The organism is Lysinibacillus sp. COL-1, from assembly GCF_059814265.1.
In genome coordinates this window covers 188,153-214,127 of record NZ_JCAWSJ010000004.1, presented here as the reverse complement: position 1 = coordinate 214,127, position 25,975 = coordinate 188,153, and the positions used below count along the sequence as shown (strand labels likewise).

Sequence of the window (25,975 nt, the reverse complement as noted above, 5' to 3'; positions counted from 1 at the left end):
AAAGTAATATATGCTAATGCCACATTTTATCGAAACGATTTTATAAATTTCTTACCCATCTTTATGATTTATCATATAAAAACAAAAACGAACGTGTGTCCACGTTCGTTTTTGTTCTGGCTTTTGAATACCAGTTGAATTAAGTTAAATATTGCTCACGCCATGTTAACTGTTCTTTGTCTGTAAGCTGTTGCTCTAAATGATGATCCCATTGATTAAGTAATGTATTCCACACTCGTACAAAGAGTAGATCCTGCTCCCTATCATAAAGAACAAACTCTAAACATGGACTATCATTAATTTGTTGGGCTTCTGTTTGAACAATTTTTGAGATGATTTTTTGGGAGTTCTCTTCCCCCTCTGCGTTCACTTCTTGTAATGCAGCTATCACTAGCGACTCCTCAAACTGCTCCTGTTGTTCGGCCTCTTTATCGATATAACGGTATAGCTCTGGTAATTCATCATATTCATCATTATTTGTATCAATTGTGAGAAATGATTGATGGCAGGGGCTAAAGTAAAGTGTAGATGTTTCTACTTCTAACTCCTCTTCAAAAATCCCCCGTTCTAGCTGCTGTTGCCCTTTTTCAGTTAGCCTATAAAACTGTTCCTCGCTCTTTACAAGATTTACGCGAATCATTAAAGAAACTAAGTCATCAATAAATAACGGGTCGACCAGTAATAGCTCACTCAATTCCTGGGCACTTCCAAAATCAGCCTCCTGAATACTTAACAGTAACATAGTCATTAAAACATCCATTGTTGAACGCCGAACTGGCTCATAGGTCACACTGACCGTTCGAATAGGAATACACCATTCAGCGGTTTTGACAATCTTTATATTGCGATTTTGTTGAAGTTCACGCATTAGTCGTTGTTGTAATTTTGACACTCTATATCACCAATCCTTCATGATTACGCAAGCCATCGTAGGATTTTACTGTGTTTAATAAATTGGTATACATTTCTCTTGTATCTTGATGCTTTGCACGCTTCGCAAACATCTCGGCACTTCCTACAAGTAGCAGTAACTCTCGGGCACGAGATAGCGCAACATTTAAACGACGATAATCTCTGGCAAAACCAATATCCCCGCCTTTAGGTGTATTACGAACCATACTCACTAAAATGACATCCATTTCCATCCCCTGAAACTTATCGACAGTACCTGTTCTAAACTGCAAGTGTGGTAGCTGTAATTCCTGTTGCAGCAGACGATTGATTTTCTTTACCTGCTCACCGTAGAAACTAATGACACCTACGCTTTTCAGAGCATCGTGCGGCATACGACCTGCTTCTTTTGCCGCCTTCACTGCCTCATTAAGATCTACTAAGATACGGCGAATCGTTTGTAATTCCCCTTCGTTATAACGACTCGTTCCACCTTTTACCTGCTCCTCTAAAAAAGGCTTCTCCGTTGGCATATCAATCCATAGTAAATGATCATTACGTTTTACAAATTGACCCTCTAAGCCATGATCTCTTGCTGCATCTGAATCTGGCAACCCACATTGTAATCCATTTTCTTCTTTCGCATAAAATGGTGTGATACTTTGCATGATTTTCTCATGCATACGGTATTGTAATGCTAGCATTTGTTTATGTGTTGGAGGCAAATTATTAAATAAACGCTCAAATAATGATTCACGCAACAGATTTTTTAATTCCTGTGCACCTTCAAAGTTTGGATTTTCTTCTAGCATTGCCTTCAATGTTTCCTCCAGCGTATCATCCCCAAGTAATGGTGGAAGCTGATGATGGTCACCTACTAAAATAACTTTTTTCCCCTTAAGCATTGGTAACAGTAATTCTGGTGGCGTTGCCTTTGAAACTTCATCAATAATGACCACATCAAAAGTTGGGTAATTCTCCATAAACTCTTTACTAGCGGAAGCTACACATGTTGTTCCGATAACGTTCGCATGACGTACATATAATTTTCGAATTTCATCTAAATCATACTCTGTTGCGTTTTGTAGTTTTTCACGCCATTGTTCTTGTAGTTTTTGGCGAAGAGGTAGCTGCTTTTGCTGCCGCTGTAATGCTTCAATGGCCTGTTTAGAAGTTTGAATAGCTTCCAGCACCTCTTCAGCAGTACGTTCTGGCGTAGATTGTAAAAGCTGTGTATAAACTGCTAGTTGCTTTTCTTTCTTTAATCCAGCAATATTAATGTCCTTTATACGCTCTTCCATTTGTGTTAGCTGCTGCTCCACTTCCTGTAAGCTTGTTGTGACAGTCTGTAGAGAGGCTTGCTTCGGAACTAGTTGTACTTTCGCCTGTTCCACTGCCTCAAGCTGTTGCTTTGCTTGTTGAAGAGACTCCCTAGCTTGTGAGGTAAGAATCTTTAAATATTCTACAGATTCTTCTGGCTCCTCAGTAATCTGGAAGGCGTTTGCTAACTGTTGTAAACGCTCTGTATGCTGTAAAAATGGTTGGAGTTGACGCTGTAAACTTTGCACATCAAAGCTAGTGATTGCACATTCCTGATGAATCAAAGTCACTAGATTTTTACGGAAAGATTCAAATTCCTGATCTTTATGCTCTTGTTGTTGCTTTAGTGCTACTCCCTTTTGCCAAACGAAATCACGACGCATATATAGCCCAAGCAGATAACTCTCTAGAACATCAGTTGCTGGTAATTGACCATCCTGAAAAGCCGTGTTCAGCTCTGCGAATACTCCTGTGAGGTTTTGCAGAGAAAATGATTGTACGGGTTGTAATCTACTTTTAGCAAGGGCTCGTTCCTTCACTTCATGAATAACTAAAGCCTCTAACTTGGCAATCGCCTTTTGGAGGCGAGCATTGATCGTTGACCATGCCTCTAAATCTTTCGCATCTTCCAAATGCTGCAAGCGACTCATTTGCTGAGAAAGTACATGGGAAGGGCGAATTTGATAGTGCTGTAAAAATCGCTCGATAAGCTCAAACGAAGTTAAGGTGTAGATATACTTTTGAGCTTCCTTCATAATGACTAGACGCTTACTTTCGATTTCATATTTCTGTTGTATTTCTTGAAATTGCTGAGTTAACTGCTGCTTTTGTTCTTGTAGTTCTTTATACTGAGCAGCCGCTTCTAATTGTTCCACTTTTTCTGTAGTTTCCTGAATCGTACACTGTAGTTGCTCGACCGAGGGATAATCAGTAAGTGTCTGTTCAAGCTGCTGTACAATTGGTTCGATTTGTGCGAGCTGTTTCTCATTATGCTCTTTTTGTGCTTCACATGTTTGTTGCTCTGTTTTAGCAGCCTTCAATTCTTTTTTTAATGCTTGAATCTCCTGCTGTAGAATGGGTTCTTCAATTGCTGCTTGCTCTTTTGCGGCAATTTCCTGAGTTAATTGTTCTAGCCATTGCTCCAATTTTTCTAGTTCATCTTCTGCTTTTGCAAGATTGGCTTTTAGCTCTAGCTCGCGTTCTGGAAATATTGCTATTGTCTCTTCGATTGCAGCCAGTGTTTGTTCACGCCATTGGAGAGCGACATTTTCCTCTATGAATTTTTTGCCTTCTTCCTCGATACTTTCCGTTCTTCCATAGCGTAAAATTCGAATTTCTTGATTGGCTAGCAAACGTCCTAATGCATTGTCGACGGCTAAATTTGATTGTGATGCTACTAGTGTTTTTAAGCCCGCCTTGACATTTTGCTGACAAATCTCTGAGATGACAGTCGTTTTTCCCGTTCCTGGAGGACCTTGTATGACATACAAATCCTCAACAGATAATGCACCTAATACTGCTCGTCTTTGATATTCATTTAAATTATTTTGAAACGTAATATCTTCTCGTAGCTTGGACGCTCGGACTGTTGGGCGCCGTTCAAACAGGATAGTTTCTAAATTAGGGTTAACTGCCTCACCCTTCTCTAGCTTTGTGAAGCCATTTCGTAATCTTCGAATTTGACTTAAGGTCGCAAAATTACTAAAGCTTGCTTGCTTCGAACGAAGATTCAGCTGATCCTTACGAGCCATTTCCTGTATAAAAGGCTTTAAATCAATTTCAATCGTTTGTTTTCCTGCATTCGCCTTTAAAACTTGCCCAATTTCACCACGAACCCCTTGAATACTTACGCTTAAACCCTCTAACTTTTTCCACTCTTTACTCTTTATGTAGGGACAAACAATCGTTAAGCGTGTAAAGTCTTCGTTGAAGTAGCTTTGCTTAAATTCTGTATGAATATCGTCAATCGTTGCATCACGTTCTTGAATTTTTAAATAGCCTTCCCAGCTAGCTATACGTTTTTTTACATATTCTGTGCGTTCTTCCGCTATCGGTAACTGCCTTATTTTTGTATGAAGCTCCAGTGGAATGCCTGCTCCATTGTTAGGCTTTGTGACAAATTGTAATGCGGCTGCTAGGCGGCGATTTGTATTGATAGGACCACGCATATGCACAAAACGAATATTAGTCGCCAACAAACCTTCTAGCTTCAGCACACAATCCATAATGACTGTTTTTTCCGCAAGTAAATCGCTTAATTTTTCATTGTCCTCCGCATTAAAATAGATGGATAAAAAGGTTTCACCAACTTTTTTTGCTTTGCGTTTTTCAATGTAAACAGTAAAAGATCTTTGTAACGTAAAAAAGGCATGCTCGTTTGCTGAGCATTCCTCTACCGCTTCCTTCGCCTTATTGGTCAAAATAAGACTACAGCGTTGTTTTTCTAGTAAAGCTATGTCCTGCATGAGCAGCCCTCCCTCCCGAGTCACTAAAGTTTTATTTTAGCACATCCTAAAAGAATACTTACAAAGAAAAATCCCCTGCACAGTGATTTCTTACCACCGTACAAGGGCTATCTTAATGTTGATCAATTGTTTCCTTCGGCAAGTTCTTGCTCATTTCGCAATATTGAACAAATACACGTGCTAATTCACGTAAACGACTATGAACATCTTCATCAACAATGTTATTATCTGCATCAAAATGTGATGTATGTGTGTATACATAGTTAGGCGTAACAAGGGCACGGAAGTAATCTAAAATAGGTTTTAATTGATTTTCGACTACAAGGTGATGTTGGTATGTGCCACCGTTTGCGACGATAGATACGGGCTTATAGCGCATCGTTTTAGGATGTAAGTAGTCAAAAGCATTTTTCAAAACACCTGGGATGGACGCTTGAAAAATAGGCGTTGCAATGATGTAAGCGTCTGCCTCCTCAAATTGTTGAATCATTTTCTTCATATCATCATTTAATGGTGAACCATCCACAATTTGATGCTTATATTGATTAAAATGCATCATTTCTAATTCGAAACTAGCATCTAATTCTTTAATATATTGTTCCACTTGTTCTAAAATAGCACCTGTTTTACGACCAAACATTGTGCCATCAACGAGTAAAATTTTCATCTTTATTTTGCCTCCACATTCATCTTCTACAATAATATTGTAACAAATGAAAAGTAGCTCGCAAAGGTTTGTCGTAGCGATCGGGATAAATTCAGTCTTTAGACGGAACATTTACAAACCAAACCCACATTATTTTTTGCCCTGTTCACGATGTTGGAAGTGTACCTCCTTATCAATAACCGTTTCCTCCATCTTAAATTTATCTCGATTAATGATAACATCACGATTTACTTTCTCACCTTCTTCAAGCTTATCCCAATGAAATAGCGTCTCTCTTGAAGCATCCTCTTCTGGTATTTCAGGGTATTGTAATGTTGCCAGTTCATTGGATGGATAAATAGTAACAGGCTGCTTTTTACCGTATAGAGCAATGATAATCATCGCTTTGGCCACTTGTGAGGCTTCAATTGCTCTAGAACGTTTGAAAGGTCCAATTAATAAAGGTTGTGCAAATTTTAATAGCTTTTCTCCTGCCTTCTCTCCTAGACGGAATTCATCTCGATCTCCTACTAATAGTGAAGGTCGAATAATAGAGAGCCGTTGTAACCCTAACTCTACTAAATCATGCTCGAGTTTTCCCTTCACTCGATTATAGTAAAACGGAGAATTTTCATTAGCACCCATTGCAGTGATGACAAGAAAATGAGGGATCCCACGCTTTTTGGCTAAAGAAGCAATCGCTAATGGATATTCAAAATCAACTTTTTCGAACACCTCACGGGAGCCTGCTTTTTTTATGGTTGTACCTAAGCAACAATACAATTCATGGGCAAATTCAATATCCTTTTCCTCTATTCTATCAAAATCGCGAATCTTCACTTCTAACTTTGGATGCGTAAAGATTGGTTTTCTCCGTGCAATTATGGTTACTGAAACATATTCATCATTTTCACATAGTTGCTCGACTAAAGAGGAGCCCGTTAAACCTGTCGCCCCTACAACAATCGCTGCACGCATGCTCATCCTTCTTCCCCCCTTCTACATAATGTCATGTTGTATGTATCTTTTCTATTCTTGATTTCACTATATATATCGACCATTTTTTTGATCATTAAAAAGTTATTTATAATCCCCCTCAAGATAGCTAATTGCAAGATTCCCTCAAAGTCATCGATTATCAAATCCTAAATTTTACACATACTTGCTCTTTCTTCGCCATAATTTAAAGAGACAGAGGAAAGGGTGGGATACATTTGCAAAAAGAAACACAAGCAATTGAACCAAAAAAAACGATTGTTTTCATTATTGAAAGCTGTATTGATAAAGGGCTGTATCCTTTTGAACGGGTTTCAACATTGGCTAAGTTACTTACGAATGAGAAAGTTTTTATATTTGTCAAGACTCCTTCAAATGATGGCATCCAAATTTTAATGAATGAAGGTCTTTCTCCAATTTTATTTGACCACTTTAACGAATTACCTAAGCAAATCAAAGGACTTCAACCTGATTTAATCGTTAGAGATGGCCGTAATTCTGAAGGCTGGCAAGTACAGGATTTACGACCTTTCTGCAAAACAATGATTCATTTTGATGATTTTGGTGAAGGTGGTCAAGCCTGTGACTGTGTATTACTAGCACTCTATCAAGAAGTGAAAGATTATTTACCATCGCATTATATTGGTGGAAGCTTTGTTTTTGCACTACCAGAGGCCTACCAACAATTTGATGATATTCCTGATAGTAAAACACCTGAAAATCCTCCTCATATCGTCGTTGCTTTTGAGGATGGGGACGAGCATAACTTAACCTACCGAACACTTCGACACTTAACACAGCTACAAATTCCACTACAAATTACAGTAATGATTGATGATAGCTATCGCCATGCAACGGATGATTTGCAAATGATGGTACTTAGTCGTCGCAATACGGCCATTCTTCGTGATAAAAACGCACTTCTCAAACTATTACCAAAAGCTGATGTCATTATTTGTAATGCTAATTATACGCCTTATAAAATTGCCTCTTATGGTGTGCCATGCATTACACTTGCACAAACTGAAGCTGAGCTTCTTCATGCTTTTCCTCGAGAGCATAATGGTTTTATTCATCTTGGACTTGGTCGTAAAATGAAGCAGTCTCAAATCCAAAATGCTGTCATGGAATTTCTATTACACGAGGCTCGCAGTGAACGAGCTGTAAGAAAACAACGACAACTCAATCTTGCTAGTAACAATGAAACACTCCAAGCATTACTCTTAGATTTTGCTTATGATCGACACAATATCGCTTCTACTTAGTGCTACTTCGAAGATGATTATGATACAATATATAAGAATTTTTCACTTCAACTCCTCTTATGGACGTTGGAATATAAGTAAATTCAACCAGTACCCGATTGATTTTAATGACTAAGCGGTGGGGGATTAGAAAAACCTCCATCGCTTTTACACGCATTCACGATAAAATATTCTCAAAAAGGAGTAATCATCATGCCAACAAAAAGCGATATTGAATACCAAATTAAAGAGTTAAAAATGGACTATATGAATTTACAAGGTGATATAGAAAAATTGGAGTCTACTGGGCACAACGATCAGGTAACAAAAGCAGAGGAACGCCTTGCGAATATGGAAGCTAAGTTAGCAGAACTAAACAAGCAGCTCGCAGCACTTTAAAATGTAAACAAGATGGACAGTTGGAGGAACATATATGGCAATATTAACAGTTGAAAATTTAGGTCATTCTTTCGGTGATCGTACACTCTTTAAAGATGTATCATTTCGATTAGTAGAAGGTGACCACATTGGTCTTGTAGGAGCTAATGGTGTAGGTAAATCGACATTAATGGGCATTATTACAGGACAAACGATTCACGATACAGGAAAAGTAGAGTGGCTTCCTGGTACACACTATGGTTATCTCGACCAACATACAGTACTGACTGCTGGTAGAACAATGCGTGATGTTTTGCGTGATGCCTTTTTACCATTATATAAAAAAGAAGAAGAACTTAATGAAATTACAGGTAAGATGGCAGAAGCTACACCTGAGGAATTAGAAGTACTGTTAGAACAAATGGCAGAGGTTCAAGACGCACTTGATGCAGGAGATTTCTATTCATTAGATATGAAAATTGAAGAGGTTGCACGTGGACTAGGCCTTGATGCTATTGGCTTAGAACGTGATGTAGCTGCACTTTCTGGTGGACAACGCACAAAGGTCCTACTAGCTAAGCTGTTACTAGAAAAACCAAAAGTACTTTTACTAGATGAGCCGACGAACTATCTCGATGAGGAACATATTACTTGGCTGAAAAGCTATTTAAAGAACTATCCATACGCCTTCCTCTTAATTTCACATGATACAGAATTTATGAATGAAACGGTGGATGTCATCTTCCAACTTGAGTTTTCAAAATTAACTCGTTATACAGCAACATACGAAAAATTCCTAGAGCTTGCTGAAATCAATAAACGTCAACATATTGATGCTTATGAGAAGCAACAGGAATTCATTAAGAAACAAGAGGACTTTATCGCTAAAAATAAAGCACGTTACTCCACTACTGGTCGTGCAAAATCTCGCGCCAAGCAGCTTGATCGTTTAGAGCGAATTGACCGCCCAGAAACAGCGGTAAAACCTGAATTCGGATTTAAAGAAGCACGTTCTTCCAGCCGCTATGTAGTAGAGGCAGAGAACTTGGTCATTGGGTACGATAAAGACAAGCCATTACTACCCCCACTATCTTTTGCTATTGAACGAGGAGAAAAGATCGCTCTAGTTGGCATGAATGGTGTGGGTAAGTCCACATTATTAAAAACAATGCTAGGTAAAATTAACCCTCTTGATGGGAAAGTCATTCGAGGTGATTACCTGTATCCGTCTTACTTTGAACAAGAAGTAAAAGCAGAAAAAATAACACCAATTGATGATGTTTGGAATGCCTTCCCTTCGATGGAGCAGGCTCAAGTACGTGCAGCATTAGCAAGAGCGGGTCTAAAAACCGACCATATTACACGTCCATTGAATTCTTTATCTGGTGGAGAGCAAGCAAAAGTTCGTTTATGTAAATTAATGATGGAAGAAGCGAACTGGCTTCTTTTTGACGAACCGACAAACCACTTAGATGTCGATGCGAAAAATGAATTAAAACGTGCCATGAAAGAATTTAAAGGCACTATTGTACTGGTAAGCCACGAACCAGATTTCTATGATGGCCTCGCAACAAAAGTCTGGAACGTTCAAGATTGGTTCACTTCTGGACAACAAAGCTAAGACCAGCTCATTTTAAGAGCAGTTCCCACATGTTATGGGACTGCTTTTTTTATTTTTTTCAAACTCCTATGTATAATTGACCACATTTAAACATACTATAATCAGTGGACTAACTATTTTACTCCTACTTCCAACTAATGCTCTCCTACGAGATCAGCTCATTCATCTAGTAGTCCCTATTAATTCGTCTTCAATTACCTACAGATTTTTTAGAAGTTACATAATAGTCACTTCTTGTAATAACGGTTCACTGAGTTGCCACGCTGACCTCTCTTCAAAATCTGTAATATCAGCTGAAACTTACATCATTGTAAGCAGAAAGAACGAAACTTTTTACTCTTCTCTTCGTATAATTAAATAGAATTGAAAAAATATTAATTTGATTGAGAAATTCTTTCAATTAACTATTGATTTATATATAGCTTACTAGTAAGATATATATATAAACTATATAACTTACTGATAAGCTATTCATAAAATATAATCTAATACAGAAAGCGAGGAATGAAGAATGACAGTTACAATTTACTCACAAGCGAGCTGTTCTTCATCCAGAAAAGCACTTAAATGGTTAAAAGATCACAATATTGAATATAAAGAAAAACGTATCACATCTCACCCTCTTACACTTGCAGAATTCAAAGAAATTCTAAGCATGACTGAAGATGGTACAGATGAAATCATTGCAACAAACTCAAATGACTTTAAAAACTTAAATATCGACATCGACCAACTTTCTATCCAAGAGCTATACGCTATTATTCAAGCACACCCAAGAATGTTGCGTAGCCCTATTTTAATAGATGAAAAACGTATTCAAGTTGGTTACAATGAGATGGACATCCGTCGTTTTATCCCACGTAAAGTACGTGCTTACGAATTAAATGCGATGACAAGATTGGCACAAGAAAGTTAAAACAGTTTTGGAGATGACCTCTATGGATCAAGAAAAACAAAAAGCCATTACCTCGTTGTTTGAAGTCGTTTCATCTATTGAGCGTAAGTGGGCAAACGAGTGGAATAATCATAATGTGCTCGGCTTTTCAAAATCCCATATTTTAATTTTAGACTACTTATCGCAGGAGGGCCCAAAACGCCCTTCTGCTATTGCTGAGCGGTTAAAAGTAACAACTGGTGGTGTTACCGTTTTAACAACAAAGCTGATTAATGCTGGCTTTATTGAAAAAACACAGCATGCCACAGATCGACGAGCCTCACAACTAGTTATTACTACAGAGGGTGAGAACATCTTAAAAGAATCGCGTCAACAAGTGAGTGAAATTATTAACAATATGTTTGGTATGCTCACAGCTGAAGAACTGCAAACATTACGAACGATTTTTTCAAAATGTCTATTAGATGTTGAATCTAATCGGTCAGAATAAAGAGCACAAACTAAAAAGATGCATCGCAACTATTTGCGAGTGCATCTTTTTTTTAGATTAATCGACCGAATACTTCCGCCTAAGTACTTGTGGTGTGCGACCAATCTGTTTTTATTATGCTGGTAGCACAGATTCCACAATTGCTGTATCAGACATGAGCATTTCTTTTAATCGAGCCTTTGCACGGAATAAACGAGATTTCACAGTACCAATAGAAACCTTCATAATTGTAGAGATTTCTGCAAGCGAATATTGGTCTATGTAGAAATACCATAAAGTCTTTCTATAAATAGCATCTAATTGCTCCATTTTATCCTGTACGAGTTTTGTTACAATATCCTTTTCAATTTTTTCTTCCGTCGAAATTTCATTATTGGGAACCAAATCTAAAATCGGTACGTCTAATGTTTCAGGTTGGTTCATCATATATTTGCTTCGACGTACTTTTTTACGATAGCGATCTCTAAATGTATTCATTGTAATAGTTGTCAGCCAAGCTTTAATATGCTCTACCTCGGCAACGCTGTCTTCATAGCGTACAACCTTTACCCATACTTCTTGCATTAAATCTTCAGCCTCTACATTATTGCGAGTTAGTTTCAAACATAAGTGATATATATAACGATTGTATTCCTCGTATACGCCTTCTAATTTTTCATTCATTGTGTATGCCTCCGCTTCTTGTTCTTGCTTCTATACACATTCTCGCAAAATAATGTATTACACTCTATCGCATTGGCTTTCAATTTCATTACAATCGTGTAAGCTTAATCACTTTTGCTTGTAATATTCGTAAAAATTGTTTTACTACTATATTACTTCTCCTACTAAAAATCACTTCATAACAATACTTCCCTATTTTTAACATTATATATTAAATAGCGTTTATTATCAGAAAATTAAAGACGCATTTTTCGGTTTATAAAGACACAAAAAATGCACTCCTAGCAGAAGTGCATTTATGCTAGCTTAACAGCCCTAGACGAAAGGCGGAGGCAACGACCTGTGTACGGTTCTTTGCTTTAAGCTTTGTCATGAGACTGCTAACATAATCCCTGACCGTATGCTCACTTAAAAATAATAAACCACCAATTTTTTTATTATCATATCCTTCAGCAAGCAAGCCAAGAATCATCGACTCCCGTTCTGTTAAATGAAGCTCTGTGTTTTTTTCTACCTTCTCGCCCTTACGTGATAAAAATAAACCTAGACGCTTCCCTACTTCTTCAAGAAGTGATAATTCTTCCTTTGTACAATCAAATTCCTCGCCTAGCTGATCAAATGTTAGCCATCCAAATAATTGGTCTCGCCTCATAATAGGAATAAAGATGATGGAGGATAAATTAAATAATTGAATATGCTCCTCTTTTACGTAATTTTTAGGATTTTTCAAATAAATAGGTTTTCTTGAACTAAGTATAGCGTTTTCCCCATTCAACTGCCCTTTCATACTTTGCACTTTAGGAAGTTCCGCCCCAATAACCCCGTAAAATTGGTTGGACCATGGAACATATGCATAAAATACGCATCTTTTATAACTAAAATACTCTTCACATTTTTTTAAAATATAGGCTAAATCCTGATAGCCTGAGGAACTGATCAGCAATTTATTTAGCTTATCTAATAACTGTAAATGCCGTAACTCTTGATTTTCAGTAGATCCGTTATTCCTTTTGTCATCTCCCTCACAGTCATCGTAAAGCTGTACGAGAAACGTAAATAACGATAATACATACATTAAGATGGCATTCGTTCGGCTACTCTTTTGTTGAATCATAAAGGTAATCAATGATTTCTCAAAAATTAATTGGAATAAATTAAAGCTCTTCCGATCGATTATAGATAACTGTGCCTGAAGCCACGTATTAAAAAAAGACTTATCATCATCATTTAGTTCATCAATGTTCGTATATGTCATCAAACGCAAAAATGAATCCAGTAGCATCGCTGCCCTTTTTCGATCTTCTTCGGCTATAGAAGGTGCTAAATTGAGGTAAATATTGACATTTTCTTCAATTTGTTGATGATGAATTTTAATAAATAACACAAACTCTTGTAATGTAACTTCTTCAATTGACTGAAATGGATGCGTCATAGGAAATTCTTCTCCTTCACACTAACAATACCCTATAAATGGAGGATATTCACTTACTATATTATACAGCATCTTATAGGATAGTATTTCAAATTGAAAAGAGTAAGATGAAAGTATCGCTAAACAATGCGAATACTTTTGAATCCCAAGGTAACCATATAACCAGAAATAATGAAAGGTGCGTGCTTGAAATGAGACTGGAAAATAAAGTAGCCATTATTACAGGTGGAGGTACAGGAATCGGGAAAGAAACGGCACTATTATTTGCTAAAGAAGGAGCAAAAGTAGTTATTACTGATATAAATGAACAATCTGGTAACGACACTATCCGCGATATCCAAGCAATTGGCGGTGAAGCATTATTTGTACATCATGATGTTAGCAATGAGGAAGACTGGAAAAAGGTCGCAGATGAAACAATCAAAACATTTAACAAAGTAGATATTCTTTTCAATAATGCAGGTATCTATATCATTAAACCACTTGCAGAAATCGAGCTTTCTGATTGGAATCGCTTAATGTCCATCAATGTGACTGGTGTCTTCCTAGGTATGAAATATATTATGCCACTTATGGCTAAACATAATAAGGGCTCAGTTATTAATGCCTCTTCCATCGCTGGCTTAACAGGCGCTGCTGGACACGTATTATACGGAGCAAGTAAAGGTGCCGTTCGCATTATGACAAAAGATGCTGCAATGGAATATGCTCCATATGGCGTACGCGTCAATTCGATCCATCCTGGCTATATTGATACAGGTATGGCAGACTATGCATCAGCAACAACTGGAAGCACTAAAGATGAGTTAGGGAAAAATTTATTCCCATTAGGACGTTTAGGCTCTGTTAAAGAAGTAGCGCAAACCGTATTATTTTTAGCTTCTGATGAATCTTCGTTCTCAACAGGTGCAGAATTCGTCATTGATGGCGGAGCAACAGCAAAATAACAATAAAGGTGGTCATTGAAATGAAACTAAAAGATAAAGTAGCAATCGTTACAGGTGGGGCCAGTGGTATCGGTGAAGCCACAGTTCGTCTCTTTGTACAAGAAGGCGCTAAAGTAGTTATCGCCGATTTTTCAGATCGTGGACAAATTGTTTCTGACGAATTAAATAACAATGGTTTTGATACACTCTTCGTAAAAACAGATGTAACTAGCGAAGAAGATATTCAAAACATGATTAAGGAAACCGTTACTAACTACGGTAAACTTGATATTATGTATGCCAATGCAGGCGTAGCTGACGATGCACCAGCACATGAGCTTTCTTTCGAAAAATGGAAAAGAACGATTGATATTAATTTATCAGGTGTATTTCTTTCTGATAAATATGCCATCGAACAGTTTCTTACACAGGGAACTGGTGGTGTCATTGTCAACGCTGGCTCTATTCATAGCTTTGTTGCCTTGCCAAACCCTACAGCCTACTCCTCTGCAAAGGGTGGCGTAAAATTATTAACGCAAAATCTATGTACAGCTTACGCTAAACAAGGCATTCGCGTAAATGCAGTATGTCCTGGCTATATCGACACTCCTCTACTAGCTGAAGTCGATGCGCAAAAGAAAGAATATTTAGCGTCCCTTCATCCACAAGGTCGCCTTGGTAAACCAGAAGAAATTGCAAAAGCTGTTCTCTTCTTAGCAAGCGACGACGCAAGCTTTGTCAATGGTACAACGCTTCTTGTTGATGGCGGGTATACTGCTCATTAATTTTAGTAAGATCTGATTTCAATGTTTTCTAGAAATCAGATTTTTTTTATTTACTATAAGATATCGCACTCTTATATTCCTACTCGCACAATATTTGTTATTCTAATACATAGCTATACTTTACATTGAAGAGGTGTTCCTATGTATCAATCACATCAATCTTGGTTTGCGCAATGGCAAGCTACACACCGTATTACGAATGGATGGATAAAAGGTAGGACTGTCCATGTTATGACAAATAATGCACTCATTTTAATTACAGATGGGCAAGCTTCATGGAGTATAAATGGTCGGGTACAACATGTACACCTAGGCAATTTATAAGCCGTTGAGAAAAATTCTGTTGTCGAGATACTGGACAATAGCAATTATGCATTAGCCGAATGGATCATTTATTTTTATCCCGCTTCGCTGAAAAAAATGAAAAAATTATACAACGCTATATGTCTAATTAAATAGAAACATCTTGCATAACTGCACTTCAAATGATTAGAGTCAATCTAATCATTTGAATGCAGTTTACTTTTTTTCGTATGTTTTTAAGAAAATTTTCACTTCTACGATACAAGTATCTATTTGAGAATCATTATCATTAATTGTATTATCGTAATATAACCTATTGAAAGAAGTGAACCATCAATTGAAAAACCTTACTTTAGCAGATTGGGACTCGGCAAAATTAACCATTATACATATATCTAAAAATCCACAGTTAATGCCTGTCATTACTTGTAACTGTATTTTCGGTTTTATTGCTCAAGGGTCCGGCGAATGGGACTTACAGCATACTCCCCTTTTACACCATAAAAACATCTTTTTGATTGTTCATGACCCTATAAACATACATGTCACGCAGGAACCATCTTCAGAATGTCTATGGATCTATTGTAATGTTTCTTTTGATAACACAATATCTGAGCCCTTAGAGCCTCTCATTTTTTATGATGCACCGAAGCATTGGTTAACATTAATAGATAACATAAACACACAATGGGAAATGCACACTGATGCTAGTAAATATAAGACAAAATTATACTTAGCAGAATTAATCTATGAAATGTATACACTAGATTCAAATAGATTGCATGAGGAACAGTTAACCTCTCAAACATTAGATTATATAAATAAGCATTTTCATGAAAATTTATCGCGTCATACAATTGCAGAAAAAATGAATTACAGTGTATCTTATCTTTCTAAACAATTTAAATATCAAACTGGTTATGGTCTAATTGATTATTTATTACATACTCGTATCAAACATGCAAAGCGGCTTTTAGTTGAAACACATCATTCAATCCAAGAAGTTTCGAAGCAAATTGGTTACGAAGATTCTTCTTACTTTACTCGCCTATTTAAAAAACATACTGGGTTAACGCCTGGCCAATATAAAAGATTATATTTACCCACTTCTCTAGTGTTGAATAATCCTAATTTTGAGCTAAAATCCTCCGATGTATTCAATCAAGGACCTTTATATAATGATAATTGTTATCAATATGAAGGAGGCTTTTTACCAATGAAATTCAATTGGAACCATACTATAGTAGCTTCATTTGTTTTATGTGCTGCTTTATTATTAACAGCTTGTACAAACAACGACACTACCAAAGAATCAGAGGAAACAATGGTTTATCACTCCATCAATGGTGATATTACGTATAAAAAAAATCCGCAACGTATTGTTACTGATTTTTATTTAGGTTACTTACTTGCTTTAGATGTCAAACCAGTTGGTTCGAATGAAGCACAGCTAAAAAACCCTTATATTCCTGAAAAAGATAAAAAAGAAATTGAGGTGATCGGAGACTCTATAGAAAAAGTACTTTCATTAGAACCTGATTTAATTATTACAGGTAATAAAGAAATGTATGAGCAGCTTTCTAAAATTGCACCTACCATCTATATTGAATACGAAGAAAATATACCTAAACTCATTAAAGAATTTGGTATTATTTTAAATCGAGAAAATCTTGCCCAGGAGTGGCAAAAAAACTATCAACAACAAGTTCAAACCGCTCGCCAAAAAATTGCTCGTATTATTAAGCCTGAAGAAACAATAACTGTTATGGATATACTGGATGGTAAAGGAACCATCACTATTTATGGCGATGGTTATACAGGGTATCCTGTTTATACGGGATTAGGCTTACAAATGGCGCCAGCTGTAAAAGCAGAAACTACTATAAAAACCCCATGGGTACAAATTTCTTCAGAAAAAATTTCAGACTTTGTAGGGGACCGTGTTATCGTTGCAAGAGCGGCCGACACGCCTAAAGTCGACTTTACAACGGCTCCTGTATGGAAAAGTTTAGATGTTGTTAAAAATAATGAAGTGTACGAAATAGATAATTTCAAATTTTGGTTTACAGATCCCATTTCTGTTATTGGTCAAATGAACGATCTAACTGACTTATTTATCGAGCGTGCCAATGATAAGAAAACAAAATAACACGAACTTTTTATAGTTTCCATGGTTTATATTACCATTTCCCGAGTGTGGCAAAGCTCTCTCTTATAGACTTTGTCACATTTTTCTTAACAATCTACTTTACTCTATATCATCATTCGAACTTGATTGAAAAGTTTTAGAAAATGACTAGTAAACTCCTCCCAAATAAAAATAGCAGTGGCTCTGATATGACGGCACTTCCCTACCACATTATGCTATACTATTTCTATTATCGAAATATTGGAAAGAGGGATGCTAGATGACAAATTTACAGCAATTAGATGCTTATTTTGCAGAACATCGTGAGGCACATTTAAATGAACTGAATGAATTTTTACGAATTCCAAGTATCAGTTCTCTATCTGAGCATAAAGAAGATATTCAACAGGCAGCACAATGGCTAGCTAATGCGTTTGAAAAACTAAATCTTGAAAATATCTCTATTACACAAACAGCTGGGCACCCTGTTGTCTATGCGGATTGGTTACATGCTGAAGGGAAACCAACTATTTTATTTTATGGTCATTATGATGTACAACCTGTTGATCCATTAAATTTATGGGATAGCGAGCCGTTCAATCCTACGATTCGTGACAATAAATTATTTGCCCGTGGAGCGAGTGATGATAAAGGACAAGTGTTTATGCATTTAAAAATGATTGAGGCACTCTTTGCAACAACAGGGACTTTACCAGTCAATGTCAAATTCATTTATGAAGGCGAAGAAGAAATCGGCAGTCCGCATCTACCTGCTTATGTTGAAGAACATAAGGAAAAACTCGCAGCAGATTTAATTTTAATTTCTGATACGGGCCTTTATGGTCCTGGTAAGCCTGCGGTATGCTATGGATTACGTGGCTTAACAGGCATTCAAATTGATGTTCGTGGAGCTAAAGGAGATCTACACTCTGGTCTTTACGGTGGCGGCGTCCAAAATGCTATCCATGCATTGGCTGAAATTTTAGCATCCTTCCGTGATGAGCATGGAACGATTCAAGTTGAAGGCTTCTACGATAAAGTATTGCCACTATCAGAAGAAGAACGTGAAGCTTATTTAGCACTTGGCTTTGATGAGGAATCAGTTAAACAGGAAGTTGGCGTAAAAGAATTATTCGGTGAACAAGGTTTTTCTTATTTAGAACGCACTTGGGCTCGTCCAACACTAGAGGTTAACGGTGTATTTGGTGGCTTCTCTGGTGAAGGCATCAAAACGGTTCTACCTGCGGAAGCTGGTGCTAAAATCACATGCCGTCTTGTTCCAAATCAAGAGCCTGACGAAATTGTAGCACTATTAAAAGCCCATGTTGAAAAACATAAACCTACTGGTGTGGAAATCAATATTTCTGAATTTGATAAAGGGCGTCCATTCTTAACACCTTTCGATCATCCATTTATCCAAGCAGCTGGACGTTCCTATGAAAAAGTGTATAATGTACCAACTGCATACACACGTGGCGGAGGATCTATCCCTATTGTAGCTGCCTTTGATGAAATTTTAGATTTACCTGTGGTGTTAATGGGCTTCGGCTTATCAAGTGAAAACTTCCACGCACCGAACGAACACTTCCATTTAGAAAACTTCGATAAAGGCTTACGTGTGTTAAGTGATTACTTATACGAGGTTTCTGATTTACAAAAATAAATATCGTCCCATTAAAAAATCCCCTCACTTTTAAAGTGAAGGGATTTTTTTCGGTTATTCACCAAAAATCGTCACTATTTCAGCTGATTGTTTACGTTCCTTGCCTTTCGGTACTTCATCAAAATAACCCATTTGTAGCATGGCAATGACACGCTCACCTGGCTGAACCTTTAAAGCTTCACGGAATTTCGGATTATCTAAGAAGCCTGGCGTTTTCCAGCAAGAACCAATGCCTCTATCCCACGCAAGCAGTTGTATATTTTGAATAAACGTACTTGCAGCTGCATAATCTTCTAAACGTTCTTTTTGACGAGCATCCTCTGGTACGATTACAAAAGCATAGCCACCTGGTAATGTAAATTTCATCATTTGCTTCGCTAAATCTTCACTTGAAAGCTCCTGCCATTTTGGAATTGTCAGGTCGCGTAATAGCTGGTGTAGGTCTGCTAATTCCTTTCCACAGGCTACTACTAAACGCCAAGGCTCACGGTTACCGTGATTTGGTGCCCAGACAGCATCATCGATAATAGCCATCAAATCCTCACGATCTACAGGCTGACCATTAAACTTTTTAATGGAACGACGTTGAATAATTGCATCTCTAACCGATAAAATTTGTTCGCTCATATTTCTATTCTCCTTCTACCATAAGACAACATATTAGAGTTGGTCTCTTCTATCTTTCACATTATCACAAAATGATATGCTTTAAAACTATCTCTTCTTAAGCAAAGCTGTCATCTATATGATAGAAAAAGTAAGTCATACTCGGTGTATAGGCAGTGGAATCCTCGTAAAAATAAGGTCGATTAATACTATCCGAAGTATGGGCATTGACATAGGGAATACCATTTTGAATACTTGTGACAATAACGGAGTGATCAATTCTCCCATTTCCTTGAAAATCATAAAAAATGACATCCCCAAGCTCTAGCTCCTCTGCCGATTGAACACGCCTACCCTTCAATCCAGTTGTAGATCCCTCTAAATACCACCTTAATGAATGAGCCACAGACCAGCTAAAGCTCCAATTCCCTTGTTGAATCCACCAACCTTTATCTCTACTCGGTGCGCCACGCATTGGTGCGCCACCCGCAAGTAAGCATTGAGATATATAGTTTGTGCAATCTACATCAAAGTTTGGAAAAGCTGGGTTGCGTCTGTTCCACCATAAATTAGCATATTGAACTGCAGCCTGCCTGTTATACATTTTTGCCATACATCCCCTCCTCATGCCATCATATGTCTATTCATGACTTTCTATTAGTTAGGTCCTTACTCATATTCTTATTGAAATCAATTATATTCAGCACGTTCCTTTCCATTTTCAAGAACATTTTTGCTACAATAAAGAGTAATACAATGCAGATTTTATTTTATGACTGGAAGGGATGTTAATTGTGAAGCAGCATGCTGAGAAAGAAATTTTACAGCCTACTCTTTTATGCGATAAAAAAGGTAATTTAAATCCAGCAGCCATCGGATTTGCACGTAAGCCCCTTATTAACAGCAATTTAAGCGGCCATCTCATGCGCAAAAAGAAATGGAACTATTGGTGTATCTATGGTGACGAAATCTTGTTTTCTGCTACGATTAGTCATTTAGATTATGCTGCTGTCTGCTTCGTTTATTTCCTTGAATATGAAACACAGCGCTATTTCGAAAAAACGATTACCATTCCCTTCGGTGGTAAATTAAAAATGCCGACACAGGTTTTAGAATCCGTCTCATTTAAAAATAGCGAAATGATGATTGATCTATTATATATACAAAATGAAACGCATCTATCGGTGTCCATACCAGACTTTGATGGTGATGTTTTACGTGCAAAGCTTATCGTCCAACATCCCCCAACTGATGAAACCTTAAATGTTGTCATCCCTTGGAATCGCAAAACATTTCAATTTACAGGCAAGCATCATATACTCCCAACTTCAGGTGTTGTCACAATTGGTACACGCCGTTATAATTTTTCGGCCGAAGAGAATTTTGCAGTGTTAGATTATGGACGAGGTGTATGGCCACGCCAAGCATTATGGAATTGGGGAATGGCCTCTCAGCGAGTTCGAGGAAGACGGATTGGACTGAACTTAGGAGGTAAATGGACAGATGGTACTGGCATGACTGAAAATGCTGTTTTTGTTGATGGTAAAATGACCAAAATACATGAGGATCTTTTGTTTCAATATGATTCTGGAGACTATATGCAACGTTGGAAAGTGAAAACGAAATTTTCTAATCAGGTTTCATTAACCTTCTCTCCTTTTTTTGAACGTGTTGCTCAAACTAATGCCAAATTAGTTAAATCGGAGGTACATCAACTATTTGGCTATTACGATGGCTCCATTTTACTCGACAATGGTGAAACACTTGTTATTCAACAAATGCTCGGATGTATAGAAGAACATCGTGCGAAATGGTAGAACGGATCTTCTAGAAGACGTCGCTTTCCGTGGGTATTACAAAAATGCTACTTATTCCACGGAAGCTTTTTGTCTCCTAGCCCCTTCCTTGCTTTAACTAAGGGCCTGTAATATTTTCTCTGGGTCATCAGTAAATATCGCCTGTATACCTAGTTGCTGTAAATAGCGAGCATCACGTTGATCATTAACAGTATATACACGGACAGTTGCTCCTTCAGCGAGAGCTAGTTTAACTGATTTACGAAATGACGTTGGTAAACTTACATGTAACGCTTTAGCTGGAATAAGAGCAATGTAAGAAGTAAAATCTACTAACACTTCTGCAAACAGCGCCGCACTTTCTATATAAGGTGCTATTTTTGATACTGTTTGCAATGATTCATGATTAAAAGATGAAATGATTACTCTTTCAGTCATTTGCTGTGCAGCCACTTCTTTGAGTACGAGCGCTTCAATCCCTTCATATGAGATAATATCTGTTTTCAGTTCAATATTGATACGATGGTTGGTACCTGCAAAAAGCTCTAACACTTCCCCTAACGTAGGGATTATTTCATCTCCGAACTCTGGAGAAAACCACGAACCAAAGTCAAATGTACGCAATTGCTGTAATGTAAAATCTTTTACATAGCCTGAACCATTGGAGGTACGATTAATGGTTTCATCATGAATGACCACTACCTCTTTATCTGCGGTTAAATGAACATCCAGCTCTATCCCTGCTATAGGAAGCTTTGATGCTGCTTGAAAGGCTGCCATCGTGTTTTCTGGATAGTTTATCGAAACACCTCTATGTGCAAAAATGTCCAAAATCATTAACCTCCTCTATTATCATTTAAAGAAAAACTTTCCAACCCCAATGTAATAGTAGCATAATTAACTATTTAGCTTTCACTTGATGGTAAATATTATATATAGTAGTATGATAATCTACTTTGAAATTGTAAGTACCTAGGAGGTGCTAAAAATGACTGTACAACATCCGGATTTTCAGGCTGAGGTAGAGCGGTTAACCTATACCCAAAGTTATATGCAACAAATATTAGACGAATCACAACGAGATCTACAATCCGCTCAAGAAAATATCCGCAAGTCCATGGCTGACCTTGATTACTTAGATTCGAGTTTAAGTTATTTAAATATCTTAACAAACGCCAGATTCTTTGAAATGGCTCGTAATCAAAAAGAAGGTCTAGAAGCCGTTCGGAAAAAGCCCTATTTTGCCCGAATCCATTTCCAAAAGACAGGTGATCCTGAAGAATTCCTTTATATTGGGAAAACCTCACTATTTCATCGTGAAACCCATGAACCCATTATTGTTGACTGGCGCTCACCCGTAGCCAATGTTTATTATGATGGACGTCTTGGTGATATGGAGTACGATGTCCGTGGAGAAGTTCATAAAGGACATCTCTTTGCTAAAAGACAATATAAGATCGAGAACAGCGAATTACTCGATATACGGGATATTGATCTAACAACAAACGATGAACTCCTACAAGAAGCATTGGCTGGGAAAGCAGATGTTCGTTTAACTGAAATTGTCTCGACAATCCAAAAGGAACAAAATGAAATTATTCGAGCACATCTTCGTCAACCAATTATTGTACAAGGTGCAGCAGGTAGTGGAAAAACAACTATCGCTCTCCACCGAATATCTTATTTCCTCTACACAATGGGCGAGCATTTTAATCCTGAACAGCTCATGATTTTAGCACCGAATAAGTTATTTATTGATTATATAGGTGATGTTTTACCAGAGCTTGGTGTCGATAAAATATGCCAAACTACTTTTACAGACTACGTTCTTGCTGCCACTAAATTAAAATTAAAGCTTCAAAATCCAAATGAGCAATTAGAATTGCTCGTTGCTGGTGGAAATCATCAGCCTACTGCGTGGATCGCTGAAGTGAAAGGTTCACTTTATTATCGTGATGTCATTGAGCGCTATATCCAGAAGCTGGAGCAAGAAATCGCGCAACAATTCGAAGATGTTTATATTGAAAAATACTGTATTATGCGAGCTGCTCATCTAAAGAAACTGTTTTTATATGAGTTTTCTTATATGCCCATTGAAAAACGCCTTGCACATATAAAAAAGGTGTTAGCTAGCCATGTCCGCCAAAAAAAACAGGCTGTCTTAGCTACACTCCATAAAAAATATGATGAAGCATTGGGTAAAGCCTTAAATGGTATACGGGATGATGAAAAGCGTCGACGTGTTGTCACAAAATTTATCGATGAACGCGACGAACGAATTCCAGCAATAGAAAAAGAAACGAAAACAACTGCAACTGCCTATATGCGTCGCTTTTCTAAACATAACATTAAAACACTTTATCGCACCCTTCTTACCGACGCCAAACTTTTAACAGAGCTAGCTCCTGAATGGCATTATCTTGAACAACAGCAATTTTTGCAGGCACATCGTAAAGAACAATGGGCACTCGAAGATTTAGCCGCACTATACTATTTACAAGCACGTCTAAAAGGCATCCCAGATGAATGGAAAATGCGTGTTGTCTTTATCGATGAAGTACAAGATTATAGTCTGTTTCAGCTTGCTGCTTTAAAAACAGGTCTTGATACAGACATGTTTACAATGGTTGGCGATTTAGCTCAAGGAATTCATAGCTATCGCTCATTAACTGCCTGGGAGCCTGTCCAAAGTTTGTTTCCTCGTGCAAGCTTCCGAACATTGCAAAAAAGCTATCGAACAACCATTGAAATTATGGAAGTCGCTAATCAAATTTTAGCGCAAATGAATGAGCAGCTACCGCTGGTTGAGCCAGTTGTTCGTCACGGTAATGTGCCAAGTTTTATTCAAGCAGATCAATTTGATGCCTTAAAAATTAAAGAGATTTTTGAAGCTATTCGTCAAAATGGTCATCGGTCTATCGCTTTAATTTGCAAAACTACTGCTGAAGCCATTTCGATGCAACATACATTGAAAGTCAACAAAATTGCCTCACAGCTGCTAACAGAAAATGAATCGATTAATCAGGAAATGTTGCTTGTTGTACCAAGTCATCTTGCTAAAGGGCTTGAGTTTGATGCCGTCATTGTAGCTGCTTTTGAAACACCCTTTTACGATACAATAATTGATCGGAAACTACTGTATGTAGCTCTCACACGAGCAATGCATGAACTTTATTTAATTGGCCCATCCAAAAATACATTTTTATTAGAAAATTAAAAAGTCGCTAGAAGGCGACTTTTTCATTCATCATCAGTTTCTTGGCGGCAATCGATAAAACTTCCCTTTCGATAAATAAGCTTTAACTACTTTCCACCATGATCTAGGGGCTTCCTTTGGAGGAGACTTCTTTTTTGGCAATGCTGGCATGCGCATGATCACGACTCCTTTCTTAAAGCTTATTAATACTATATGAAGATAGTAGGTAATTATGATAAAAAACGGGCGAGGAGTTGATATTAAATACCACTCCTCGCCTCTTTTTCCTACTGTTTTACATAATAATCGATTTGCTGTGCCTTCATAAAACCTGCCTTTTCATAGACAGATAATGCTTTTTTATTGTCAATTTCTACATCGAGCATAACAAATTTCGCACCAACTTTGCTCGCATAATCCTTTGAAAAAGAAAGCAATGCCGTTCCAACACCTTGTCCCTCACAATTTGGATGAACAGCAAGTGCTGTTACCCATTGGATTTCATTTTCCTGAGCAGTCGTCACAGTTCCAACAACAAGGCCATCTCGATAAGCAACCCAAAGCTTTCGTCCATTTGTAGATGTATTAAAGGCAATGAGTTCCTCTGATTCTTCGGGTAAATCACCAAAAGCTTCACTATAGATGGCAATCAGTTCGCCCTGCTCACCAGCATAAGGTTGAATACTAATATCCGTTTGTAATGCTACTGGTTCTGCTTTTGTTTCTAATGTTGCTTCTGAAAAGCTATAAGCATAACCTTTATTTTCAATAAATGCATGTCCATAAGGAGAGCCATCAATTACTACAGCTAATTGACCCTCCGCTCCTCTATCTGCTAAACCAGCTTGTACACCCTCAACTAATGCAGCTCCAATACCCTTCTGTCGATATGCAGGTGTCACTACTAATGACCATTCATATGTATGGAGTCCCATCAAATCAATGGCACTAGCAGCACCTACTAACAGATCCTGTTCATCCTCATACGCTAGTACCATAAAGCCCTTTGACTCAAAAGAGCTAGCCATTGGTACACTCATAATGGTTTCATATACTCGATAATCATGAATGGTTGCTTCTTCACATAATAGTTTTACTTCTTTCAATGTTTCTCCATCTAATGGAAAAGACACTGTCATCACTGAAATATTCATCTTTTACTCCGTTCCTGTGTCAGACTATTGCCCTATTGTAGCAAGAATAAAAATAAACTGGCAACAAAATATATAAATACCCACTATTAATCAGAATTTTACTTCAAAAAACAGAATAATAAAAGGATTTATACTATAAAAATTCATGAAAATGACTGAAATTTACTAGAAATTATAGATATAAAATATTATGCTAATTTCTCAAAATGAGAGATAATTAATCTTTTTTACACAGTTACTTTTAAACTATACAACAACTCCTATTAGATGTATTTTTTATAATATTATACTATTTATTCAAATTAATAACATTTCAATTTAACGAAAAAAGAGTAATTTCACATGAAATTACTCTTTTCATCGTAAACCATCCATAG

The 25,975-nt window shown here is 37.3% G+C and carries 22 protein-coding genes; 12 read left to right on the top strand and 10 right to left on the bottom strand.

Annotated elements, in window-relative coordinates:
• Positions 1 to 139: 139 nt before the first annotated feature.
• The 4 genes from AC6BKE_RS09425 to AC6BKE_RS09410 all read right to left on the bottom strand — a co-directional run bounded on the left by AC6BKE_RS09425 (position 140) and on the right by AC6BKE_RS09410 (position 6,306).
• Positions 140 to 892 carry a hypothetical protein gene (locus tag AC6BKE_RS09425; RefSeq protein WP_036117511.1) on the bottom strand — a complete coding sequence of 251 codons (753 nt, stop codon included), beginning with the start codon at positions 890 to 892 and terminating at the stop codon, positions 140 to 142.
• A 1-nt stretch (position 893) separates the two neighbouring features.
• Positions 894 to 4,676 carry a DEAD/DEAH box helicase gene (locus AC6BKE_RS09420; RefSeq protein ID WP_499856660.1) on the bottom strand — a complete coding sequence of 1,261 codons (3,783 nt, stop codon included), beginning with the start codon at positions 4,674 to 4,676 and terminating at the stop codon, positions 894 to 896.
• 112 nt (positions 4,677 to 4,788) lie between these two features.
• Positions 4,789 to 5,343, bottom strand: coding sequence for an NADPH-dependent FMN reductase (locus AC6BKE_RS09415; protein ID WP_036117514.1), 555 nt, complete (start codon positions 5,341 to 5,343; stop codon positions 4,789 to 4,791).
• 129 nt (positions 5,344 to 5,472) lie between these two features.
• Entirely contained in the window at positions 5,473 to 6,306 is an 834-nt protein-coding gene (locus tag AC6BKE_RS09410) for an oxidoreductase (RefSeq protein WP_036117516.1), read from the bottom strand.
• Between the two features lie 230 nt (positions 6,307 to 6,536).
• Between AC6BKE_RS09410 and AC6BKE_RS09405 the strand changes: the two genes are divergently transcribed.
• The 5 genes from AC6BKE_RS09405 (at position 6,537) to AC6BKE_RS09385 (ending at position 10,946) form a co-directional block, all read left to right on the top strand.
• Positions 6,537 to 7,583 carry a PseG/SpsG family protein gene (locus AC6BKE_RS09405; protein WP_036117518.1) on the top strand — a complete coding sequence of 349 codons (1,047 nt, stop codon included), beginning with the start codon at positions 6,537 to 6,539 and terminating at the stop codon, positions 7,581 to 7,583.
• Positions 7,584 to 7,775: 192 nt separating this feature from the next.
• A complete protein-coding gene (locus AC6BKE_RS09400; protein WP_036117520.1) occupies positions 7,776 to 7,961 on the top strand; it encodes an SE1832 family protein in 186 nt (61 codons plus the stop codon).
• 34 nt (positions 7,962 to 7,995) lie between these two features.
• A complete protein-coding gene (locus AC6BKE_RS09395) occupies positions 7,996 to 9,561 on the top strand; it encodes an ABC-F family ATP-binding cassette domain-containing protein (RefSeq protein WP_036117522.1) in 1,566 nt (521 codons plus the stop codon).
• Between the two features lie 511 nt (positions 9,562 to 10,072).
• Entirely contained in the window at positions 10,073 to 10,477 is a 405-nt protein-coding gene (gene spx / locus AC6BKE_RS09390; RefSeq protein WP_036117523.1) for a transcriptional regulator Spx, read from the top strand.
• Positions 10,478 to 10,499: 22 nt separating this feature from the next.
• Entirely contained in the window at positions 10,500 to 10,946 is a 447-nt protein-coding gene (locus AC6BKE_RS09385) for a MarR family winged helix-turn-helix transcriptional regulator (RefSeq protein WP_036117526.1), read from the top strand.
• Positions 10,947 to 11,060: 114 nt separating this feature from the next.
• On the opposite strand, the gene AC6BKE_RS09380 is transcribed toward AC6BKE_RS09385, so the two are convergent.
• Complete coding sequence (locus AC6BKE_RS09380) at positions 11,061 to 11,609, bottom strand: RNA polymerase sigma factor (RefSeq protein WP_036117528.1); 549 nt, start codon at positions 11,607 to 11,609, stop codon at positions 11,061 to 11,063.
• A 301-nt stretch (positions 11,610 to 11,910) separates the two neighbouring features.
• Positions 11,911 to 13,041 carry a LuxR C-terminal-related transcriptional regulator gene (locus AC6BKE_RS09375; protein WP_340810259.1) on the bottom strand — a complete coding sequence of 377 codons (1,131 nt, stop codon included), beginning with the start codon at positions 13,039 to 13,041 and terminating at the stop codon, positions 11,911 to 11,913.
• Positions 13,042 to 13,232: 191 nt separating this feature from the next.
• Here AC6BKE_RS09375 and AC6BKE_RS09370 point away from each other — a divergent pair, with 191 nt between their 5' ends.
• From AC6BKE_RS09370 to AC6BKE_RS09350, 5 genes are all read left to right on the top strand, one after another.
• Entirely contained in the window at positions 13,233 to 13,988 is a 756-nt protein-coding gene (locus tag AC6BKE_RS09370) for an SDR family NAD(P)-dependent oxidoreductase (protein WP_036117531.1), read from the top strand.
• Between the two features lie 20 nt (positions 13,989 to 14,008).
• On the top strand, positions 14,009 to 14,752 hold the full coding sequence (locus tag AC6BKE_RS09365) for an SDR family NAD(P)-dependent oxidoreductase (protein ID WP_036117533.1): 744 nt from the start codon (positions 14,009 to 14,011) through the stop codon (positions 14,750 to 14,752).
• Between the two features lie 141 nt (positions 14,753 to 14,893).
• Positions 14,894 to 15,076: a hypothetical protein gene (locus AC6BKE_RS09360; protein ID WP_499856655.1), complete on the top strand. Its 183-nt coding sequence runs from the start codon at positions 14,894 to 14,896 to the stop codon at positions 15,074 to 15,076.
• A 316-nt stretch (positions 15,077 to 15,392) separates the two neighbouring features.
• Positions 15,393 to 17,204: an AraC family transcriptional regulator gene (locus AC6BKE_RS09355; RefSeq protein ID WP_499856654.1), complete on the top strand. Its 1,812-nt coding sequence runs from the start codon at positions 15,393 to 15,395 to the stop codon at positions 17,202 to 17,204.
• Between the two features lie 259 nt (positions 17,205 to 17,463).
• A complete protein-coding gene (locus AC6BKE_RS09350) occupies positions 17,464 to 18,846 on the top strand; it encodes a dipeptidase (RefSeq protein WP_036117543.1) in 1,383 nt (460 codons plus the stop codon).
• 54 nt (positions 18,847 to 18,900) lie between these two features.
• Here AC6BKE_RS09350 and AC6BKE_RS09345 read toward each other — a convergent pair whose 3' ends face one another.
• Both AC6BKE_RS09345 and AC6BKE_RS09340 read right to left on the bottom strand, forming a co-directional pair.
• On the bottom strand, positions 18,901 to 19,473 hold the full coding sequence (locus AC6BKE_RS09345) for a nitroreductase family protein (protein ID WP_036117546.1): 573 nt from the start codon (positions 19,471 to 19,473) through the stop codon (positions 18,901 to 18,903).
• Between the two features lie 97 nt (positions 19,474 to 19,570).
• Positions 19,571 to 20,065 (bottom strand): amidase domain-containing protein, encoded by a 495-nt coding sequence (locus AC6BKE_RS09340; protein WP_036117549.1) that lies wholly within the window; start codon positions 20,063 to 20,065, stop codon positions 19,571 to 19,573.
• Between the two features lie 181 nt (positions 20,066 to 20,246).
• On the opposite strand from AC6BKE_RS09340, the gene AC6BKE_RS09335 reads away from it, so the two are divergent.
• A complete protein-coding gene (locus tag AC6BKE_RS09335) occupies positions 20,247 to 21,269 on the top strand; it encodes a DUF2804 domain-containing protein (RefSeq protein ID WP_036117552.1) in 1,023 nt (340 codons plus the stop codon).
• A gap of 93 nt (positions 21,270 to 21,362) precedes the next feature.
• Here the strand turns inward: AC6BKE_RS09335 and AC6BKE_RS09330 are convergent, their stop codons facing one another.
• Complete coding sequence (locus AC6BKE_RS09330) at positions 21,363 to 22,079, bottom strand: glycerophosphodiester phosphodiesterase (RefSeq protein WP_499856651.1); 717 nt, start codon at positions 22,077 to 22,079, stop codon at positions 21,363 to 21,365.
• Between the two features lie 157 nt (positions 22,080 to 22,236).
• Here AC6BKE_RS09330 and helD point away from each other — a divergent pair, with 157 nt between their 5' ends.
• Positions 22,237 to 24,465, top strand: coding sequence for an RNA polymerase recycling motor HelD (gene helD / locus AC6BKE_RS09325; protein ID WP_499856649.1), 2,229 nt, complete (start codon positions 22,237 to 22,239; stop codon positions 24,463 to 24,465).
• Between the two features lie 266 nt (positions 24,466 to 24,731).
• Here helD and AC6BKE_RS09320 read toward each other — a convergent pair whose 3' ends face one another.
• Positions 24,732 to 25,598 (bottom strand): GNAT family N-acetyltransferase, encoded by an 867-nt coding sequence (locus AC6BKE_RS09320; RefSeq protein WP_499856647.1) that lies wholly within the window; start codon positions 25,596 to 25,598, stop codon positions 24,732 to 24,734.
• Positions 25,599 to 25,975: the final 377 nt, after the last annotated feature.

What these genes read in the sequence shown, in the direction of transcription:
- AC6BKE_RS09420 (WP_499856660.1), bottom strand. Translation starts at nt 4,676, where the DNA reads ATGCAGGACATAGCTTTACTAGAAAAACAACGCTGTAGTCTTATTTTG.
- AC6BKE_RS09415 (WP_036117514.1), bottom strand. Translation starts at nt 5,343, where the DNA reads ATGAAAATTTTACTCGTTGATGGCACAATGTTTGGTCGTAAAACAGGT.
- AC6BKE_RS09410 (WP_036117516.1), bottom strand. Translation starts at nt 6,306, where the DNA reads ATGAGCATGCGTGCAGCGATTGTTGTAGGGGCGACAGGTTTAACGGGC.
- AC6BKE_RS09400 (WP_036117520.1), top strand. Translation starts at nt 7,776, where the DNA reads ATGCCAACAAAAAGCGATATTGAATACCAAATTAAAGAGTTAAAAATG.
- AC6BKE_RS09395 (WP_036117522.1), top strand. Translation starts at nt 7,996, where the DNA reads ATGGCAATATTAACAGTTGAAAATTTAGGTCATTCTTTCGGTGATCGT.
- spx (WP_036117523.1), top strand. Translation starts at nt 10,073, where the DNA reads ATGACAGTTACAATTTACTCACAAGCGAGCTGTTCTTCATCCAGAAAA.
- AC6BKE_RS09385 (WP_036117526.1), top strand. Translation starts at nt 10,500, where the DNA reads ATGGATCAAGAAAAACAAAAAGCCATTACCTCGTTGTTTGAAGTCGTT.
- AC6BKE_RS09380 (WP_036117528.1), bottom strand. Translation starts at nt 11,609, where the DNA reads ATGAATGAAAAATTAGAAGGCGTATACGAGGAATACAATCGTTATATA.
- AC6BKE_RS09375 (WP_340810259.1), bottom strand. Translation starts at nt 13,041, where the DNA reads ATGACGCATCCATTTCAGTCAATTGAAGAAGTTACATTACAAGAGTTT.
- AC6BKE_RS09370 (WP_036117531.1), top strand. Translation starts at nt 13,233, where the DNA reads ATGAGACTGGAAAATAAAGTAGCCATTATTACAGGTGGAGGTACAGGA.
- AC6BKE_RS09365 (WP_036117533.1), top strand. Translation starts at nt 14,009, where the DNA reads ATGAAACTAAAAGATAAAGTAGCAATCGTTACAGGTGGGGCCAGTGGT.
- AC6BKE_RS09360 (WP_499856655.1), top strand. Translation starts at nt 14,894, where the DNA reads ATGTATCAATCACATCAATCTTGGTTTGCGCAATGGCAAGCTACACAC.
- AC6BKE_RS09350 (WP_036117543.1), top strand. Translation starts at nt 17,464, where the DNA reads ATGACAAATTTACAGCAATTAGATGCTTATTTTGCAGAACATCGTGAG.
- AC6BKE_RS09345 (WP_036117546.1), bottom strand. Translation starts at nt 19,473, where the DNA reads ATGAGCGAACAAATTTTATCGGTTAGAGATGCAATTATTCAACGTCGT.
- AC6BKE_RS09340 (WP_036117549.1), bottom strand. Translation starts at nt 20,065, where the DNA reads ATGGCAAAAATGTATAACAGGCAGGCTGCAGTTCAATATGCTAATTTA.
- helD (WP_499856649.1), top strand. Translation starts at nt 22,237, where the DNA reads ATGACTGTACAACATCCGGATTTTCAGGCTGAGGTAGAGCGGTTAACC.
- AC6BKE_RS09320 (WP_499856647.1), bottom strand. Translation starts at nt 25,598, where the DNA reads ATGAATATTTCAGTGATGACAGTGTCTTTTCCATTAGATGGAGAAACA.